Here is an 18,367-nt window from a genome sequence, read left to right as displayed (position 1 = left end):
AACTCCGTTCCTCTCGGCCGGAGTCCGGGGGCTTTCCGTCGTCAGTCGCCGGTGAGGGGCTGTTCGGTCCAGATGGTCTTGCCGCCCGAGGTGTTGCGGGTGCCCCAGCGTTCGGTGAGCTGGGCGACGAGCATCAGGCCCCGGCCGTCCTCGTCGGAGAGGCGGGCGCGGCGGACCTGGGGGGCGGTGCTGGTGGAGTCGGAGACCTCGCAGATCAGCGAGGAGCGGTCCTTGATGAGGCGGAGGCGGACGGGTCCGGAGGCGTGGGTGATGGCGTTGGTGACGAGTTCGCTGACCACGAGTTCGGTGGTGAACATGGCGTCCTCCAGACCCCAGTCCACGAGTTTCCGGCAGGCCCGCAGCCGGGCCTCGGCGACGACGGCCGGGTCGGCGCGGAAGTCCCAGCTGGCCACCTGGGCGCGGTCCAGGCCCTGGACGCGGGCGAGCAGCAGCGCGATGTCGTCGGCCTGGGTCTCCAGTGCCATCGCCTTGACCACCCGGTCGGACAGGTCCTCCAGGGAGGCGGCGGGTGCGGCCAGGGCGTGGCCGAGCTGGTCGAGGCGTTCGTCGGGGTCGAGGCCGCGTCCTTCGAAGAGGCCGTCGGTGAAGAGGGCGAGCAGGCTGCCGTCGGGCAGGGCGAGTTCGGTGGTCTCGAACAGCAGGCTGCCCAGGCCGAGGGGCGGTCCGGCGGGGACGTCGATGATCTGCGCGGAGCCGTCGGGGGTGACGAGGACGGGCGGGGGGTGTCCGGCGCGGGAGACGGCGAGGGTGCGGGCGACGGGGTCGTAGACGGCGTAGAGGCAGGTGGCGCCGATGTCGCCGGGGATCTGGCCGCTGTTGTCGTCGCTGTCGCAGCGGTCGGGTCCCGAGTGGGTGACGATGGCGTCGAGGCGGGCGAGGAGTTCGTCGGGGGGCAGGTCGATGTCGGCGAGGGTGCGGACGGCGGTGCGCAGTCGGCCCATCGCGGCGGAGGCGTGCACGCCGTGGCCGACGACGTCGCCGACGACGAGTCCGACGCGGGCGCCGGGCAGCGGGATGACGTCGAACCAGTCGCCGCAGGCGCCCGCGCCGCCGCCCGCCGGGAGGTAGCGCATGGCGGTCTCGGCGGCGATGTGCTGGGGCGGGGCCGCGGGGAGCATGCTGCGCTGGAGGGTGAGCGCGATGCCGCGTTCGCGGGTGTAGCGGCGGGCGTTGTCGAGGCAGACGGCGACCCGGCCGAGCAGGTTCTCCACCACGGACAGGTCGTCGGGGGTGAAGGCGCGCCGCACGGTGGTGTCGCGGAGCAGCCAGGTCAGGCCGAGGACGGTGCCGCGCGCGCGGACGGGGGCGACGATCAGGGAGTAGCGCGGTCGGCCGCCGCTGGGGGTGACGCCGATGAGCTGGCGTACGGCGTCGGCGGGCGCGGGGTCGTACAGTTCGGCGCGGCCGGTGGCCAGGCAGCGGGCGGCGACGGAGCTGCCGGGGTACTGGTGGACCAGTCCGGCGGTGGTGCGTTCGTCGGCGCCGCGTACGGAGCGGTGCACCGCGCGGTGCAGGAGGACGGGTCCCGCCGGGACGGGGTCGGGCTGGTCGCCGCGCAGCACGGCTTCGAAGAGGTCCACGGCGACGACGTCGGCGAAGCGGGGGACGGTGACGTCGGCGAGTTCGCGGGCGGTGCCGGTGACCTCCAGGCTCTCGCCGATGCGGCTGCGGGACTCGTTGAGGAGTTCGAGGCGTTCGCGGGCGCCCTGGAGCTGGGCGTAGTCGCGGACGACCATGCCGACGGCGCGGACGCCGGAGCCGCCGTCGGTGAGCGGGAAGGTGCTGACGGCCCAGTCGTGGGCCCAGGTCTCGCCGGGCAGGCGCAGGGTGAGTTCGGCGTAGTCGGAGTCGCCGGTGGTGACGACCTTGTCGATGCGCCGCTGGGCGTCCTCGTACTCGGGGCCGGGGAGGAGTTCGGTGAGGCGTTTGCCGACGGCGTCCTCGGCGGGGCGGCCGAGGGTCTGTACGGCGGCGTCGTTGAGGCGGAGCAGGCGGCCCGCGGTGTCGAAGACCATGAGCAGGGTGGGGCTCTGCTCGAACGCCCAGCGCAGGACGGAGGAGTCGTGCGGGGGCTTCGGGGTCGTGCCGGTCACGTGGTCGCTCCGTTCCTGGCCGGGTGGCTGAGGTCTCGGGGAGGTGTCGGGTGTGCGGGGGCGGTGAGGGTTGTCACGTGGGAAACCTGTTTGTGTCTCGGAACGGTCACTGGGAGACCTGATCGCGGTCCGGTCGCCGTGTGCCTGGTGACGACGCCCCGATGGACGGGGCCGCCGGAGACCAGGAGTCAAGATGCGTATCAAGCAGGCCGGAATCCTCGCCGCCACCGCCGCCGTAGCCGCGCTGTCGCTGACCGCGTGCGGGCCGTCGGACGACAGCGGCGCCCCGGCTGCTTCCGCCCCCGCCACCGCGACGGCGGGCGGTACGGCCGCCGGGGACGCGGTCAACCGGATGGCCGCCCAGGCCGATCTGAGCCTGATGAGCGGGACCGCGCAGTCCAACAACGCCCCGCGGAACACGGGCGACTTCGTGAACCAGCCGGGCAAGCAGACCACTCCGGCGGGCGCCAAGTGGGTGGGCCTGGTGGCCGCGAAGGCGGGCGCGCTGAACCCGGTGGTGCTCAACGGCGCCGGTTTCACGCTGTACCGGTTCGACAAGGACACGGCGAACCCGTCGAAGTCCAACTGCAACGACGCGTGCGCCACGACCTGGCCGCCGCTGGTGGTCGCGCCGCACGGCAAGATCTTCATCAAGGGTGTGGCGAAGAAGGACGTCGGTGTGGTCAAGCGGGACGACGGCCGTCTCCAGGTGACCATCGGCGGCTGGCCGGTGTACCGCTTCAGCAAGGACCTGAAGCCGGGTGACACCAACGGCCAGGGCGTGGGCGGTACGTGGTTCGGTGTGACGCCGAACGGCGGCAAGGCGGGCCAGGCGGCGGCCGGCGGCGAGGCGGCTGCCCCTGGGGGCAAGCCGGGCACGCGGGTGCAGCTGTTCGACGACAAGAACTTCGCGGACAACGGCTCGCAGGCGGTCTCCGGCGCCCAGAGCTGCGAGAAGGTCTTCCGCCCCACGGTCGCCTCGTCGCTGAAGACCGACGGCACCGTGAAGATCTGGGACGGCCCGAACTGCACCGGCAGGTCGGCCGTGGTCAACGGTGACATCCGGGACCTGAGCACGATCGGCTTCGACAACCGGATCGCCTCGATCCGCTTCAGCTAGAGCATGCTGCGGAAGTAGCGCCGTCCGCCCGGAGGGCGGTACTTCCGGAACACGCCCACCTACCCGCCGCCGCGGGGCGGAGGGTGTCCGGGCCCCCGCCCGGTCCCGGCGAGCATCGGGACCGGGCGGGGTGGCCTTGTGGGCGGCTCGGGGTGTCATGGCCGCTCAGGCGTGGTGCGGGGTGAGGCCGGTCATCGCGGCGGGTTCGACGATCCGGTCGAACTCCGCCGCGCCGACGTATCCGGTGGCGAGCGCGGCCTCCCTGAGTGTGGTGCCCTCGTCGTTCGCCTTGTGCGCGATGGCGGACGCCTTGTCGTAGCCGATGGCCGGGGACAGGGCGGTGACGAGCATCAGCGAGCGGTTGACGTACTCCTCGATCCGTTCCCGGTTCAACTCCACGCCCTCGACGCAGAATTCGCGGAACCTGTCGCAGGCGTCGGCCAGGATCGCCGCCATGTGCAGGAAGTTGTTCACGACGACCGGACGCATCGCGTTCAGTTCGAAGTTGCCCTGGGAACCGGCGAAGGCGATGGCCTGGTCCTCGGAGAGCACCTGGACGCACACCATGACCAGGGCCTCGCACTGGGTCGGGTTGACCTTGCCCGGCATGATCGAGGAGCCCGGTTCGTTGGACGGCAGGACGAGTTCACCGAGGCCGCAGCGCGGTCCGGAGGCGAGCCAGCGGATGTCGTTGGCGATCTTCATCAGCGGGACGGCCAGCGCCCGCAGCCCGGCGGAGGCGCCGACCATCGCGTCCAGGCCGCCCTGTGCGGCGAACTTGTTGCGCGCGGTGGTGAAGGAGTAGCCGGTGGCGCGGGCGATCTCGTCCGCGACCTGTTCGGCGAAGCCCTCGGGGGCGTTGAGGCCGGTACCGACGGCGGTGCCGCCCATCGCCAGTTCGAGCAGCCCCTCGGCACTGTCCGCGACCCGTTCGGCGGCCTGCTCCAACTGGCGTGCGTAGCCGGACCATTCCTGGCCGACGGTGAGGGGTACGGCGTCCTCCAGGTGGGTCCGCCCGATCTTCACCACCTCACGCCACCGCTCGGCCTTGTCCGCGATGGCCCGCTGGAGGGCGCGGACGCTGGGCAGCACCCGCTCGTGCACGGCCTGTACGGCGGCGATGTGCATGGCGGTGGGGAAGGTGTCGTTGGACGACTGCCCCATGTTGACGTGGTCGTTGGGATGCACGGGGGTCTTGCTGCCGAGGGTGCCCCCGGCGAGCTGGACGGCCCGGTTGCCGATGACCTCGTTGGTGTTCATGTTGGACTGCGTGCCCGAGCCGGTCTGCCAGACGTACAGCGGGAAGTGGTCGTCCAGCTCGCCCGCGACGACCTCCCGCGCGACGCGGGCGATCAGCTCGGCCTGCCAGGCGGGGAGCCGTCCGGCGCGGCCGTTGACGATCGCCGCCGCCCTCTTGACGTGCCCGTACGCGTGGTAGACCGCCTTGGGCATGTGGTCGTCGCCGATGGAGAAGTGGGCCAGGCTGCGCTGGGTCTGGGCGCCCCAGTAGCGGTCGGCGGGCACGTCGATGGCGCCCATCGAGTCGGTCTCGCGGCGGGTGCCGGTCGCGTCGATACCGATGGGTACGTCCCGGATCGTAGGCGCGTTGCTGTCGGTGTCGCGGGGGGTCATGCCGTCACACGCTCCTTGTGCTGGTGGCCGGGCTCCCGCACGCGGTCACGGACCGCGTGTGCCGGGTGGGCGGGCCGGTTCTCCGCGACGCCCTCGGCGGTCGCGGTGCCTGCGGCGGCGGTGACGGACGACTTCCCCGGCTCCTCGGCCGGGTCCACCGGGGTGCCGGTGGGGACGAGGGCACGGTCCGCGCTCCGGGTGATGACGTCGGCGGGCAGCCGTCCGGCCCGCCCCGGCTTCTTCCGCTCGGCCTCCGTGAACCCGATGCCGTGGCTCGGCGGCGGGTCGCTCGGGAGGCCCGGGACGGCCGGGGGGTGCTCGGTGCCCTCTGTCATGTCGGACTCCTCGTGGGCTCCGCACGGGCCGGCACGAGTGCGCCGGCCCGTGCTCGCGCGGGCCGACCGCTCCTCACCGGACCGGGAGTGTGCCCCGGCGGCGCCACTGCCGCGCCGGGGTGACCTCGCGCCCGATGTCGTACCGAGGAGGTCAGCGGTCGCGCGTTCGTCCTCCACTGTGGAGAAAACGGACAGAGCACACATCCGTCATGTGACTGGCTCCGCCACTGAGCGGCGTACGGACCGCTGAGCACCATCTGGCCGCCCTCCTCCGTCTCCGGCCGGTCGCCCGGCCGCCGCCAGGCCCAACCTGCCCGAGCCGAGCGGACACGGCATCCGGCACGTGGCGTTCGGGTGGAGGCGGCGCACCGCGCCGGGAGACCGCGCGGACGGCCGGGTTACGAGGGCTGTGACGCGGTGGCCTCCGCTGCCGCCGGGGGCTTCAGCAGGGGGACGCAGGCCGTCGTGATCGCGGCCAGGATGAGGACGACCGGCGGGAACGCGGCCCAGGCGGGCGCGTGCTTGAGGAGCCCGGCGGAGAGGGCGGCGCCCGCGATGAGGCCGACGAAGCGCAGCGGCACCCAGACACCGGGGCGGCCGGTGCCGACGCCCTTGGTGATGAAGGTGGCCAGGGTGCCGGTGAGGTAGGTGGTCGGGGCGGCGGCGCGTCCGGCGGCGACCATCGCGGCGGACTGGGAGCCCATGACCAGTGCGGCCCCGCACTGGAGGATGTCACGGGTGACCGGGCCGGGCGCTCCTCCGGTGAGCCCCCAGACGAGGGCCCCGGCGGCGAGCAGCAGACCGTCCACGCAGAGGACGAGCATGACCCGGCGCGGCCAGCGGGTGGTGAGGGCGGCACAGCCGCGGGTGAGCAGGGCGACCACCAGCACACCGACGGCGAACCCGCCGAGGGCGAGCACCGCCGCCTTCACCCCGGCGCCCTCGGCGCGGCCCGCGGCCATGCCGAGCAGGGCGAGGTTGCTGGTCATGACACCGGCGAAGACCTTGTCCAGCGCGAGGAAGGAGACGGCCTCCACCCCGCCGGACGCGGCCACCAGCAGCACCACGGCGATCCGCAGGGACCGTCCGGGGCTCCCGGCCTTCGCCTGCACCTGCTGCTCCACGATGTCCCCCCGGGGGCTCGTCGTCGTCATCGGTGACTCAAGGTCAGCCATCGTAACTCCGGAGCGGCCGGAACGCCCGGCGGGAGATCAACGGCCTTGCGGCGAAGGGGTGTCGGGCACTTTCGCGCAGTAAGCGCGGTGGTCAGTAAAGCGTCAGCGTTTCGGAAGAGCGCCCTGTCTACGCTCACGCCGCGTGGTGCCGCCGCACTCGGCCACGGGGGGCGAGCGCGGCACGGATGCCCGCCCCTCCCGCAGTCCCTCCCCCTCAGGAAACCCGAGGATGACCATGACCACCGCCACCGCCACCGCTCCGGCTCCGGCTCCGGCTCCGGCTCCGGCTCAGCAGAAGCAGTTACTCCACACCCTGATCGCGGAGCACGAGAAGGCGCTGCTCGCCTACGCGGAGAAGCTGCTCAACGACCGCCACATGGCCGAGGACATCGTCCAGGAGACCCTCATCCGGGCCTGGCCGCACGCCGAGCGGCTGTACAGCACCGAGGGGTCGGTGCGCGGCTGGCTCCTCACGGTCACCCGCAACCTCGTCATCGACCGCATGCGCACCGCGACCGCCCGCCGCGAGACCGTCGGCACCGAGGACCGGGACGCCACGCTGCCGGACCACTCGGACTCCGTACTCGCCTCGGTCGAGGCCGCCGCGCTGCTGCGGGATCTGTCGCGGGAGCACCGCGAGGTGCTGCTGCACACCTACCTGTGCGACCGCACCGTGCAGGAGACCGCCCGCATCCTGGGCATCCCCACCGGGACGGTGAAGTCCCGGCAGCACTACGCGCTCAACAGTCTGCGCGCCAAGGCGCCCGGTCGGCGCGTCGTCCGCCGGGCCACCGACAACGCTGTCCTGGCTTCCTGACAACGCTGTCCGGGTCGCCTGCCCGGACGTCGGGAGCCTCACGGCCGGGTGTCCAGTCCGGCCGGGTAGCGGAACGTACTGGTGATCGCGTCGAACAGGTCGTAGATGCCGTTGCGCATGGCCAGGTTGGGACTGACGAGGGTCACGACGAAGTAGCTGCCGGGCACGCCCGGCACCGGCATCATCGTGTGCATCGTCAGCAGCCGGGTGTCCGGGGCAGCGGGCGCCGGGGCCGCCTCCGTGGCGGTGATCCGCACGGCCCGTCCGACCCACGGCACGTCCACCCACGTCACGACCCGGTCCTCGGGCACGGCACCGGGGTCCGCACGCACCCCGAGGCGCGCCGAGAGCGCGGAGATCGCCGCCGACTGGCCCTCGGGAGCGGTCACTTCGAAGACCGCGCCGTACGCCATGAACAGCCCGTGCACCGAGCGGGACGCCGTGCCCGCCGCGAGCAGATCGCCGTGCTCGCGCGCCGTGCGCACCACTTCCTCGCCCAGCCGGAACAGGGCGACGATGCGCGCCCGTTCCCCCGGATCGTCCGTCGCGGCCAGCACGCGGGCGCGGGACTTCTCGAACGCCGTGCCGCACGAGTCCACCGGGCCCCAGCTGTCCGGGACGTCGAGACGGAACGGTTTGGCGGTCCGGACCGCGCACCGGTCTCCGGGACGCTCGATGTACCCCGTCATCACGCCTGCTGCCTCCGTCTCGCCCCGGACCGGACGTGTTCCGCATTCCTCGTAGGACACGGAACGGGGCGCGCGGAATGTTCAGTGTCCAGGCGGCGCGCCGCGTGTCTCTACCGAATCTTGACCATGATCCGCCGAACCGAAGGCCGCCTACGCGCATCTCATGGGCGGGCTACCGCACCGCCCTGCCGTCCGGAGGTGGCCGACCGGTCCTCGTGACGGAGTTGAACTCCGCCCGGCCCCGCGCACGTGTGGCAGGCGGAACGGATCACGACAGCCGTTCTCCGGCACCCGTCGGACGAGGACGCCCGCGGACCGCGCACCGGGGCGGGACCTCACGGGGGGCGCCGGGAACAACGGACCTTCCCGAGGCGCGCGCGCGGACACCGGTCCGCGGCGCGGATCGTCGCCGGTCATCGGCCCTGTGGGGGTGCCGGTGACCGGCGGCGGTCGTATCGGCCGGGCTCGGGCTCGGGCGGGGGCGCGGCCGGTCCGTGGCGTCCGGCGGCTCAGGCCGGACGCCACGGGCCCGCGCCGGGTGCGGACCCGGCCCATGACGCCTCGGCCGCGTGCGCGGACGACCGGGTGCGGGCCGCTCGGGTGGCCGCCCGGTGTGCTATCGCCGCAGGCCCGCCAGGATCGAGTCGATCACCAGTCCGGTGGAGGCGGTCATGTCCACCGCGCCGGGTTCCAACAGCCACTGGACCTGGAGTCCGTCCATGACGGCGATGACCGCGTTGGCGGCGGTGCGGGCGCGGATGTCGGAGGCGTCCAGGCCGCACGCCTCGGTGACCGCGTCGGTGACGAAGGCACGCAGGCCCGCGTACCGGTCGCGGAAGTAGACCTGGGCCGGGTGGTCGTCGGTGACCGACTCGGCGGAGAGCACGGCGTAGAGCCGGACGATGCCCTCGCGTTCGGCGTTGCGCCGGGCGGTGTCCACCAGATGGCGCAGGAACTCCAGGCCGTGCGGCCGCTCCGTGCCGAGCTGTTCGATGTCGGTCTCGTCGCGCAGTTCGAGCACGCTGGTGAGCAGCAGCGACTTGGAGCGGAAGTAGTGCAGGACGCCCGCCTGGGTGAGGCCCACCCGGTCCGCGATCTCCGCGAGCGAGGCGTTGTTGTAGCCACGGGCGGCGAAGGCGTCCATCGCGATGCGCAGGATGTCCTGCTGGCGTCGGCGCGCCTCGGGGCTGCGGGGGACGCGGGGTGCCGCCGCGCGCCCGCGGGGCCTGGAGCCCCCGGCGGTGCCGCTCGGCGAACCACCTACTGACTGGTCGGTCACCCGCCCACCATACGCGGCCCCCGCACCCCCGGAGCGATGATCTTCCACCCCCTGCATCCTTGTGATGCAGACCACTTACTAAGTGTTCAGTGGGTGTGCTTTCATGACGGCCACGTCGCGCTGGAACCCCCGCGTCTCCCGCGCGGCAGCCCCCGCGTCTCCCCCGTAGCACCGCCGCGTCACCCCGTAGCACCGCTGCCGAGCACCCAAGGACCCGCATGTCTTCGCTGTCGCCAGCCGCCGTCGCCACGGACGGGGAACCGCCCGGCGCCGCATCCGCTGACGAGACCCGCTGGGCCGGGCTGATCGCCGCCCTGGACCTGCCCGCCAAGGTCCGGCTGCTGACCGGCGCCACCCTGTGGGCGCTGCCCGCCGAACCCCGGCTCGGACTGCACCCGGTGGTCACCTCCGACGGACCCCAGGGCGTACGCGGCACCGGCGGCGAGAAGTCGGAGTCGGGGCTGCTCGCCCCGGCGCCGAGCGCGGTCGGTGCCACCTGGGACACCGCGCTCGCGGAGCGGCTCGGCGGGCTGTTCGCCGAGGAGGCCCGGCGCAAGGACGTGGACGTGGTCCTCGCCCCGCTGGTCAACCTCCAGCGCACCCCGGTCGCGGGCCGGCACTTCGAGTACGTCTCCGAGGACCCGCTGCTCACCGGCACGCTCGGCGCGGCACTCGCGCGCGGGCTCCAGGCGGAGGGGGTCGCGGCCTGTCTGAAGCACTTCGTCGCCAACGACTCCGAGACCGACCGCACCCGCTACCGGGCCCGGATCGACGCCCGCACGCTGCGCGAGGTCTACCTCGCCCCGTTCGAGCAGGCCCTCGCGGACGCGGGGCCGTGGAGCGTGATGGGCGCCTACTCCGGGGTGGACGACGGCGTGGAGGACGCCCCGCTGCTGGAGCACCGGCGGCTGCTGACCGGGGTGCTCAAGCGCGAGTGGGGCTACGACGGCGCGGTGATCAGCGACTGGGCCGCCGCCCGTACCACCGCGCCCACCGCGAACGCCGGACTGGACCTCGTGATGCCCGGCCCCGACGGGCCGTGGGGCGACGCGCTGGTGCGGGCGGTCCGCGCGGGCGAGGTGGCCGAGGCGGTGGTGGACGACAAGGTGCTGCGGCTGATGCGGCTGGCCCACCGGGTCGGCAGGCTCACCGAGCCCTGGGCGCCGGACGCGCCCCCTCCCCCGCTGCCCGGGCACGCGCGACACCCGGTCGGCGAGGCCGACTTCGCGCTGCTGCGCGAGGTGGCCGTACGCGGCATGGTGCTGCTCCGGGACGAGCCCGGGCTGCTCCCGCTGGACGCGGCGGGGCTCGGCGGTGTCGCGCTGATCGGCCCGAACGCCGTGCAGCCGTATCTCCAGGGCGGCGGCAGCGCGTTCGTGCCCGCCGTGCGCACGGTGTCCTTCGAGGCGGGGCTGCGGGCCGCGCTGCCGGAGGCGGTGCCGCTCGCCGTGCACCGGGGCTGCTCGGCCCGCAGATACGCGCCGTTCATCGAGCTGGGCCGGATCACCGTGCCCGGCAGCGGTGAACACGGCCTGCACGCCACGTACTTGGACCGCACCGGCGATGTCGTCGGCACCGAGGTGCGGCGCACGGGCAAGTTCAGCGGTTTCGGCGCGGTGCCCAAGGGCGCGGAGCGGGTGGTGGTCACCGCGCGCATCACGCTGGCCGAACCAGGCACGCACGAACTTCAGTTGGGCTCGTGCGGGCGGTTCGACATGGCGCTGGACGGCGAGACCGTGCACCGGGGCGACGACGACCGGGGCGTCGAGCTGGTCCTCGACTCCAGTCACAGCCATCCCGTACCGCACCGCCACCGGGTGCGGGTGGACGGCGAGCCCGTGGTGCTGGACCTGCGCATCGACATGAGGGTGGTGGACGGCGCCGGGTACGGCAGGTTCGTCACCGCGCACCTGCGCCACCAGCCGCCCGGCCCGTCCGTGGAGGAGGAGATCGCGGAGGCGGTCGCGCTGGCGGAACGCTCGGACGTGGCGGTGGTCGTGATCGGCACCGACGAGGAGACCGAGTCCGAGGGCTGGGACCGCCCGGACCTCGAACTGACCGAACAGCAGCACCGGTTGGTGCGCGCGGTGACCGCCGCGAACCCGCGCACGGTCGTCGTCGTCAACGCGGGCGCGCCGCTGCTGCTGCCGTGGGCGGACACGGTGCCCGCGCTGCTGTGGGCGTGGCTGCCGGGCCAGGAGGCCGGGCACGCGCTCGCGGACGTACTGCTCGGGCGCGCGGAACCCACCGGGCGGCTGCCCTGGACGCTGCCCGCGCGCCGCGAGGACGTGCCGGTGCCGCACGCCGTCCCGGTGGACGGGATCGTGGACTACACCGAGGGCAGGCTGATCGGCCACCGCGCCTACGACCGCGCGGGCACCGGGCCCGCGTTCCCGTTCGGCCACGGCCTGGGCTGGACCACGTGGTCCTACGAGGGCGCGGTCGCCGGTGAGGTGTCGGTGCCCGCGGAGTTGCCGAGTCCGGCGAGCGGGGGCGGCCCCACCGTCACCGTGACGCTGGCCAACACCGGTGCGCGGGCGGGCCGCGAGGTCGTCCAGGCATATCTGGAGGGGCCCGAGGAGAGGGTCGCCGGTGCGGTGCCGGGCGACCGGCCGCTCCGGGTGCTCGCCGGGTTCGCGGTGGTCGCGGCGGAGCCGGACGAGCGGGTCACGGCCTCGCTGACCCTGCCGCTGCGCGCGTTCCAGGAGTGGGACGAGTGCTCCGGCGCCTGGCGCACCCGGCCGGGCCGGCACCGGCTGCGGATCGGCCGGTCCAGCCGTGATCTGCGGCTCGCCCTCGATCTGGAGGCCACCGTCACCGCCGGGGACGCGGACCGCCTCCCCCGTCTCGTCGTACGGCCCGTCGTCCCCTCCCCGCACGACCGGGAGTGACGCCGCGCCCTTCCTCCCACGGCCCCGACGCCGCGAGGGCGCCCGTCTCCGGTCCCGCACGGCCGGGCGGCCCGAGTGCACCACCCCTTCGAACCCCGGCCGGCCCGCCGACCTCCCCAGTTCCACGGCGAGCCGGCCGGAGCACCCCCACGTGTCACCGACCGAAGGAGACCCGCACCGTGTCCCAGCGCAGCAGAATCCGTAACCCGCGGGCCGGGGCAGCCGCCCTGACCCTGGCCCTCGCCGGGAGCGGTCTCGGCCTCGGCCTGACCGCCACCGGCACCGCGCACGCCGCCGACCCCACCGCCCAGGTCTGGATCACCACCGGCGACGGCTCGCGCAAGCTCAGCTCCGACGGCACGCTCACCTTCAACAGCGCGCGTCAGGGCATCGACCTCCAGATCGACGGCAACCAGCGCGGCCAGCGCTACACCGGCGCCGGTGCCTCGGTGACCGGGGCGTCGGCGCACCTCATCCAGGGGCTCGGGCAGACCCAGCGCAACGACCTGATGCGGTCGCTGTTCTCCACCTCGGGCGACGGCATCGGCCTGACCTACCTGCGCCAGCCGCTCGGCAGCACCGACTTCGACGCCTCCAACTCCCCCTACTCCTACGAGGACACCCGCGGGCAGTTCTCCATCGACCGGGACAAGCAGGAGATCATCCCGGTCGTGAAGCAGGCGCTCGGCCTCAACCCGTCGATCCGGCTGATGGGCACCCCCTGGTCGCCGCCCGCGTGGATGAAGACGAACAACTCCCTCAACGGCGGCAGCCTGAAGACCGAGAACTACGGCGCCTACGCCGACTACTTGGTCAAGGCGATCAAGGCGTACGGGCAGGAGGGCATCACCCTCACCGACCTGACGGTGCAGAACGAGCCCGAGAACCCGACGAGTTACCCCTCGATGTCGATGACCTCGGCACAGCAGGCCGACTTCCTGAAGGTCCTGGACCCGAAGCTGACGGCGGCCGGGCTGCCGACGAACGTCCTGGCGTTCGACCACAACTGGGACCACCCCAACTACCCGCTGGACGTGTTCTCCCGGATCGGCAACATCCCGCGGGTGATCGGCGCCGCGTTCCACTGCTACGGCGGCAACTACTCCGCGCAGCAGCAGGTGATCAACGCGGGCAAGCGGGTGTTCTTCACCGAGTGCTCCGGCACCGACAGCGACAACAAGGCCAACACCTTCGGTGACAGCCTGCGCTGGCAGGCCGAGAACCTGGTCGTGGGCAACATGCGCAACGGCGGCGAGACCGTCGTCACCTGGAACCTGGCCCTGGACCAGAACGGCGGCCCGCACCAGGGCCTGTGCGGCACCCGCTGCAACGGCGTGGTGGAGATAGCGGGCGGCGGTGTCACCCGGGGCGCCGAGTACTACTCGCTGGGCCAGCTCAGCAAGTTCGTGAAGGTCGGCGCCACCCGGATCGGCTCCACCAGCCAGGGCGGCGGGGGCGTGCAGGACGTGGCGTTCCAGAACCCGGACGGCTCGCGGGTGGCGTACGTGGTGAACACCTCGGGCGGCTCGCAGCGGTTCTCGATCACGGACAACGGGCGGTCGATCGCCTACACGATGCCGTCGGGCGCGGTGGCCACCTTCGTGTGGAACCCCGTCGCCGGTGGGGGTGGCGGCGGCTCCACGGGCCCGATCGACACCAGTGCCTGGTACCGGGTGGCCAACACCAACAGCAACGCCTGCCTGGACGCCACCGACTGGGGCACCGCCAACGGCACCCTGGTGCAGCAGTGGGCGTGCGGTGACGGCGCCAACGAGAAGTGGCAGTTCCGGTCCACGGACAGCGGCTACTACCAGGTGGTCAACCAGCACAACAACAAGTCCTGGGACGTGGACGGCGGGGCCGGTGCGACCGCCGACGGCGCCAAGGTCCACCTGTGGGACTACGTGGGCGGCACCAACCAGCAGTGGCGGGCCGAGTCCACGGGCACCGGCACGTACCGGTTCGTGGCGCGGCACAGCAACAAGTGCCTGAGCATCGACGGCTCGTCCACGGCGAACGGCGCGAAGGTGTCGCAGCAGTCCTGCAACGGCTCGGCGGCGCAGTCGTTCCGCCTCACCGGCTGACGCGGTACGCAACTCCCCCGCACGCGGCGGCGGTGGGGTCCGGCCTCCCGGACCCCACCGCCGCCGTTCCGTCTTCCGCCGTCTTCCTCCGTGTTCCGCCGTGTCCCGGGAAACCGGATCGAACCCTGCGCGGGGGTCGTCCCGTGTAGATGCTGACAGCCGCCGGAGAGCGGTGACCGGATGGAGGAGGCGGGATGGCGCGGCATCACACACGCGGCGGGTGTCCGGCCCCGGCCACCCGGTCAGGCGGCGGCGGCCCGGGCGCGCAGCGAGTTCAGGGCGTAGTGCTGGCGGGACTTCACGGTGCCCGCCGGTATGCCCAGGATCTGCGCGGTCTCCTGCACGGTCCGGTCGCACAGGTAGGTGTGCAGCAGGACCTCGCGGTGGTCGTGGGAGAGCTGTTCCAGCAGTCCCGCGGCCTCCACGGAGACGAGGACGGACTCGGCGTGGTCGGGGAGGGCCACGTCGCGTTCCTCGGCGCCGACGCTCTCGTGCCGTACGGCGGCGCTGCGCATGCGGTCCACGACGAGGTTGCGGGTCACGGTGAGCAGCCAGCCGCGCACCGAGCCCTCGGTGCTGTAGAGGCGTTCGGCGTGCGGCCAGGCACGGATCACCGCCTCCTGGACGATGTCCTCGGCGGTGTGCCGGTCGCCGGTCAGCTTCTCCGCGTAGGCCAGCAGGGCGGTCGCGTGGTCGGCGACGAGGTCGTTCAGCGGGTGGGGGCGGTGCGCGAGGATCGTGTTCATTTTCCGTGTTTCTGCCGGGGGAGTTCCGTCCGCCCTTCTCCCGTGCGTCGCGTCGGCCGGCTCGCGTGCGTAGGGCGCGGGCCGGTGACGGTGCCGGACCGGGGTCGCCGGTACGGCGGGACGCGCGCGGGAAAGGGGCGGGTTGGGGCCCCGGAGGAAGCGGCGCGCGGCGAGCGTAACCGGCCCCCACTTTCCAAACGCTGACGCTTTTCTGACGTTGGCCTCGCGGGCCGGTTCGTCAGGGTTTGGCGGACCCGTCGCGCGCTCCGGCCAGCTTCTCGCGGACCGCTTCCGCGTCCGGGTGGCCGATGCGGGTGAGGATGTCCAGCGCCTCCTGCCAGGTACGCGCGGCCCGTTCGGTGTCACCGGCCGCGTGCAGGGCGTCGGCGACATGGCCGAGGGTGTCCGCTTCCAGGTAGCGGTCGCGCAGGGCACGGTAGAGGGTGAGCGCCTGTGCGTAGCAGCGCAGCGCCTCGGAGTGGTCGCCCAGGTGGTGGTGGGCGTAGCCGAGGCTGTCCCAGGCGGCGGCCTCGCCGTTGGGGTCCCCGATCTCGTGGTGGACGTCGCGGGCCCGGCCGCACTCCGCCAGGGCCCTGCGGTGGTCGCCGGTGAGGATGTGGGTCCAGCCGACCTCGTTGGCGACACTGGCCTCGCCGCTGCGGTGTCCGGCCGCCCGGTACAGGACGCGGGCGCGGGCGTAGTGGTCCAGGGCGTCGGGGTGCCGCCCGCGCGCGTTGGCGAGGAACGCGCTGTAGCGGTGGACGCGCGCCCGCCCAGCCTGGTCCCCGATCTCCCCGAACAGCCGTTGCGCGCGGGCCAGATGCTGCCCGGCGTCGTCCCACAGGCCGATCCTGCCGTTGGCGAAGCCGAGCGCCCGGTGGGCGTACGCCTGCGCGCGCAGGTCGCCGAGGCCGTACGCGGCCCGGTTGGCGATGGTCTGGACGCGGACCTGTTCCTGCCGGTGCCCGTTGCGGTCGAGGTACAGCTCGATGGTGGCCGCGAGCTGCCAGCTCTGGTCGGCGCAGTCGTGCCGGGCGCTCTGTTCGACGGCGGCGAGCAGTACGGAACGGTTGGCGTCCAGCCAGTCGGCGGCGCTCGCCTGGTCGGTGAAGCGGGTCACCGTGATGCCGGGCAGGTGCGGGCCGAGGGTGACGCGCTCGCGGCTCGGCGCGAGGGTCAGGTCGGCGGCGTGCGCGCTGTACAGGTAGTGGTCGAACAAGCGGCGCCGGGCGGCCCGCCGTTCCTCGGGCGTGTCGTGGGCCTCGCCCAGTTCGGTGCCGTAGGCGCGCAGCAGTTCGTGGCAGGTGAAGCGGCCGGGGGCGGTCTCGGTGACGAGGTGGGCGCGGCTCAGTTCCGCGAGCAGCGGCCGGACCAGGCCGGGGCGGCGGAAGGCGAGGCTGGCCGCGGCGGCGAGCGAGCAGTCGTGGCCGGGGGAGAGCGCGAGCAGCCGGAACAGCCGGGCGGCCTCCGGGCTGAGCAGTTGGTAGGACCAGGAGAAGGCGCTGCGCGCGTCGGCGGCGGGCAGCTCCCCGGCGAACGCCTGGAGTCCGCCGCCGCTGTCGGCCAGTTCGGCGGCGACGGTGGCGAGCGGGAGGCCGGGGTTGCCGACCGCGCGGGCGGCGACGACGGCCAGCGCGAGCGGCAGCCCGCCGCAGGCGGCGACGATGCCGGTGGCGGCGCGGGGTTCGGCGGCGACGCGTTCGGCGCCGAGCCGGTCGGCGAGGAAGCGCAGCGCGTCGTCCTCGCCGAGCACGTCCAGGGTGACGGAGTGGGCGCCCTCGCCCGCGACCAGGCCGTAGAGCTGGTGGCGGCTGGTGACGACGACCAGGCAGCCGGGGGCGCCGGGCAGCAGGGGCCGTACGTGCTCGGTGTCGCGGGCGTTGTCCAGCACGATGAGCACCCGGCGCCGGGCGAGCAGGCTGCGGTACAGCGCGGCCTGGGCGTCGAGCCCGGCCGGGATGCGCGGCGCGGGCACCCCGAGGGCGTCCAGGAAGGAGCGCATGGCCTCGGCGGAGCTCATCATGGCGCCGGTGGGGTGGAAGCCCCGTAGATCCACGTAGAGCTGGCCGTCGGGGAACTCGGGGGCCATCCGGTGGGCCCAGTGCACGGCGAGCGCGGTCTTGCCGACGCCCGCCATGCCGCCGATGGCGCTGATGACGACGGCGGCGGAGGAGTGCGGGGCGGGCAACAGCTCGCCGAGCCGGTCGAGTTCGGCCTGCCGCCCGGTGAAGGAGGCGAGCGCGGCCGGAAGCTGCGCGGGGCGGACGGGGAGGGGGGCGGGGTCGGGGGTCTCGGGGGCGGGGTGCCCGGCGGAGGGTATCTCGGCGGGCTCGGCGGGCGGCCCGGGCGCGGGGCTCTCCGGGGGTACGGCGCTCCGTGCGCTCCCGGCGCTTCCCGTGCTCCCGGCGCTCCCCGCCCCGTCCGGGCTTCCCGTACTGTCCGGGTCTCCCGTCCTCTCCGCGCCCGCCGTAGCCGGTGCCCGGCCCGTGTACCCCGACTCGCCCCACACGTAGGTCTGGGCCAGGACGCGCTGGTGGGCGGCCTGGAGTTCGGGGCCGGGCTGGACGCCGAGGTCGTCGGCGAGCTGGGCGCGGACGGTGCGGTAGACGTCGAGTGCCTCGGCCTGGTGGCCGGTGGCGGCGAGGACCAGGATGAGCCGCGCCTGGAGGGCTTCGTCCAGCAGGTGCTGGGCGGCGCCCTGGCGGAGCGTCACCAGGACGCGGGCGCTCTGTTCCGGCCCGGCCCGCAGGGCGAGTTCGGCGGCGTCCTTGACGGTGGCCCGGTGTTCGGCGTCCACGCCCGCGAACACCGGGTGGGCGCGGATCTCGGCGGGGATGCCTGAGGCGCTGGGGCCGCGCCACAGGACCAGGGCCTCGGTGAGCAGCACGGTGGCCTCGGCGGGTTCGACGTCCGCCGCCTGGTCCCGCAACCGGCGGAAGCGCAGCAGGTCCAGCGAGTCGGGGTCGGCGTCGAGGCGGTAGCCGGTGGCGTCGCGGACCAGTTGGCGGGACTCCCCGCGGGCGGGGAGTTCGGGTTCCAGCAGGCGGCGCAGGGCGCCGATGTGCCGGTGCACGACGTTGACCGCGCTGTCCGGCGGCTCGTCCTCCCAGAGCGCGGCCACGATCTCGTGGACGGCGACGGAACGGCCGGGCTGTGCCAGGAGGAACGCGAGCAGGCCGCGCCGCTTGGGCGGTCCCAGTACCAGCTCGGTCCCGCCCCGCCAGGCCCTCAGCGGGCCCAGCACGGTGAAACGCGTGTGCACAGTGTCCCTCTTGCGTCCCTGATGACGACGAGTCGCGGCTTCGATGAAGTGGTCCGGCCGACCGCACGGGTGACCGGCCGACGGGCGCGGTCCGCACCCCGTGCGGGGAGCGGACTGCCGAGCGTACCTGTAGTCGTGCGGTGACCCGTTGCCGCCGCCGGTCGGGGACCGGCGGCGGCAACGGGTTTCGGCCAGGCATGGGGTGGGATGGCCGGTTCGGCGG

At 73.6% G+C, this 18,367-nt stretch carries 12 protein-coding genes; 4 read left to right on the top strand and 8 right to left on the bottom strand.

Annotated features, from left to right (window positions below):
• Nucleotides 1–41 precede the first annotated feature (41 nt).
• Nucleotides 42–2,114: a SpoIIE family protein phosphatase gene (locus tag KUM39_RS06005; RefSeq protein WP_217784337.1), complete on the bottom strand. Its 2,073-nt coding sequence runs from the start codon at nucleotides 2,112–2,114 to the stop codon at nucleotides 42–44.
• 193 nt (nucleotides 2,115–2,307) lie between these two features.
• Between KUM39_RS06005 and KUM39_RS06000 the strand changes: the two genes are divergently transcribed.
• Nucleotides 2,308–3,234, top strand: coding sequence for a hypothetical protein (locus KUM39_RS06000; RefSeq protein ID WP_217784336.1), 927 nt, complete (start codon nucleotides 2,308–2,310; stop codon nucleotides 3,232–3,234).
• Between the two features lie 165 nt (nucleotides 3,235–3,399).
• Here KUM39_RS06000 and fumC read toward each other — a convergent pair whose 3' ends face one another.
• From fumC to KUM39_RS05985, 3 genes are all read right to left on the bottom strand, one after another.
• Nucleotides 3,400–4,866, bottom strand: coding sequence for a class II fumarate hydratase (fumC, locus tag KUM39_RS05995; protein ID WP_217784335.1), 1,467 nt, complete (start codon nucleotides 4,864–4,866; stop codon nucleotides 3,400–3,402).
• Entirely contained in the window at nucleotides 4,863–5,201 is a 339-nt protein-coding gene (locus KUM39_RS05990) for a hypothetical protein (RefSeq protein WP_217784334.1), read from the bottom strand. Before KUM39_RS05990 ends, fumC begins: the two co-directional genes overlap by 4 nt.
• 398 nt (nucleotides 5,202–5,599) lie before the next feature.
• On the bottom strand, nucleotides 5,600–6,355 hold the full coding sequence (locus tag KUM39_RS05985) for a YoaK family protein (protein WP_217784333.1): 756 nt from the start codon (nucleotides 6,353–6,355) through the stop codon (nucleotides 5,600–5,602).
• 250 nt (nucleotides 6,356–6,605) lie between these two features.
• Here KUM39_RS05985 and KUM39_RS05980 point away from each other — a divergent pair, with 250 nt between their 5' ends.
• Entirely contained in the window at nucleotides 6,606–7,193 is a 588-nt protein-coding gene (locus tag KUM39_RS05980) for a sigma-70 family RNA polymerase sigma factor (protein WP_246619663.1), read from the top strand.
• A gap of 38 nt (nucleotides 7,194–7,231) precedes the next feature.
• Here KUM39_RS05980 and KUM39_RS05975 read toward each other — a convergent pair whose 3' ends face one another.
• The gene (locus KUM39_RS05975; RefSeq protein ID WP_217784332.1) at nucleotides 7,232–7,882 is read right to left on the bottom strand and encodes a hypothetical protein; all 651 of its coding nucleotides are present in this window, start codon (nucleotides 7,880–7,882) and stop codon (nucleotides 7,232–7,234) included.
• Between the two features lie 616 nt (nucleotides 7,883–8,498).
• Entirely contained in the window at nucleotides 8,499–9,161 is a 663-nt protein-coding gene (locus KUM39_RS05970) for a TetR/AcrR family transcriptional regulator (protein ID WP_372455710.1), read from the bottom strand.
• Between the two features lie 218 nt (nucleotides 9,162–9,379).
• Here KUM39_RS05970 and KUM39_RS05965 point away from each other — a divergent pair, with 218 nt between their 5' ends.
• Nucleotides 9,380–12,052 carry a beta-glucosidase family protein gene (locus KUM39_RS05965; protein ID WP_217784331.1) on the top strand — a complete coding sequence of 891 codons (2,673 nt, stop codon included), beginning with the start codon at nucleotides 9,380–9,382 and terminating at the stop codon, nucleotides 12,050–12,052.
• Nucleotides 12,053–12,231: 179 nt separating this feature from the next.
• Nucleotides 12,232–14,136 (top strand): RICIN domain-containing protein, encoded by a 1,905-nt coding sequence (locus KUM39_RS05960; protein WP_217784330.1) that lies wholly within the window; start codon nucleotides 12,232–12,234, stop codon nucleotides 14,134–14,136.
• Nucleotides 14,137–14,378: 242 nt separating this feature from the next.
• Here KUM39_RS05960 and KUM39_RS05955 read toward each other — a convergent pair whose 3' ends face one another.
• Nucleotides 14,379–14,882: a sigma-70 family RNA polymerase sigma factor gene (locus KUM39_RS05955; protein WP_217784329.1), complete on the bottom strand. Its 504-nt coding sequence runs from the start codon at nucleotides 14,880–14,882 to the stop codon at nucleotides 14,379–14,381.
• Between the two features lie 238 nt (nucleotides 14,883–15,120).
• On the bottom strand, nucleotides 15,121–18,144 hold the full coding sequence (locus KUM39_RS05950; protein WP_217784328.1) for an AfsR/SARP family transcriptional regulator: 3,024 nt from the start codon (nucleotides 18,142–18,144) through the stop codon (nucleotides 15,121–15,123).
• Between the last annotated feature and the right edge of the window lie 223 nt (nucleotides 18,145–18,367).

The organism is Streptomyces corallincola, from assembly GCF_019104725.1.
In the GTDB taxonomy this organism is placed as follows: domain Bacteria; phylum Actinomycetota; class Actinomycetes; order Streptomycetales; family Streptomycetaceae; genus Streptomyces; species Streptomyces corallincola.
This window is presented reverse-complemented; position numbering and strand designations above follow the sequence as displayed.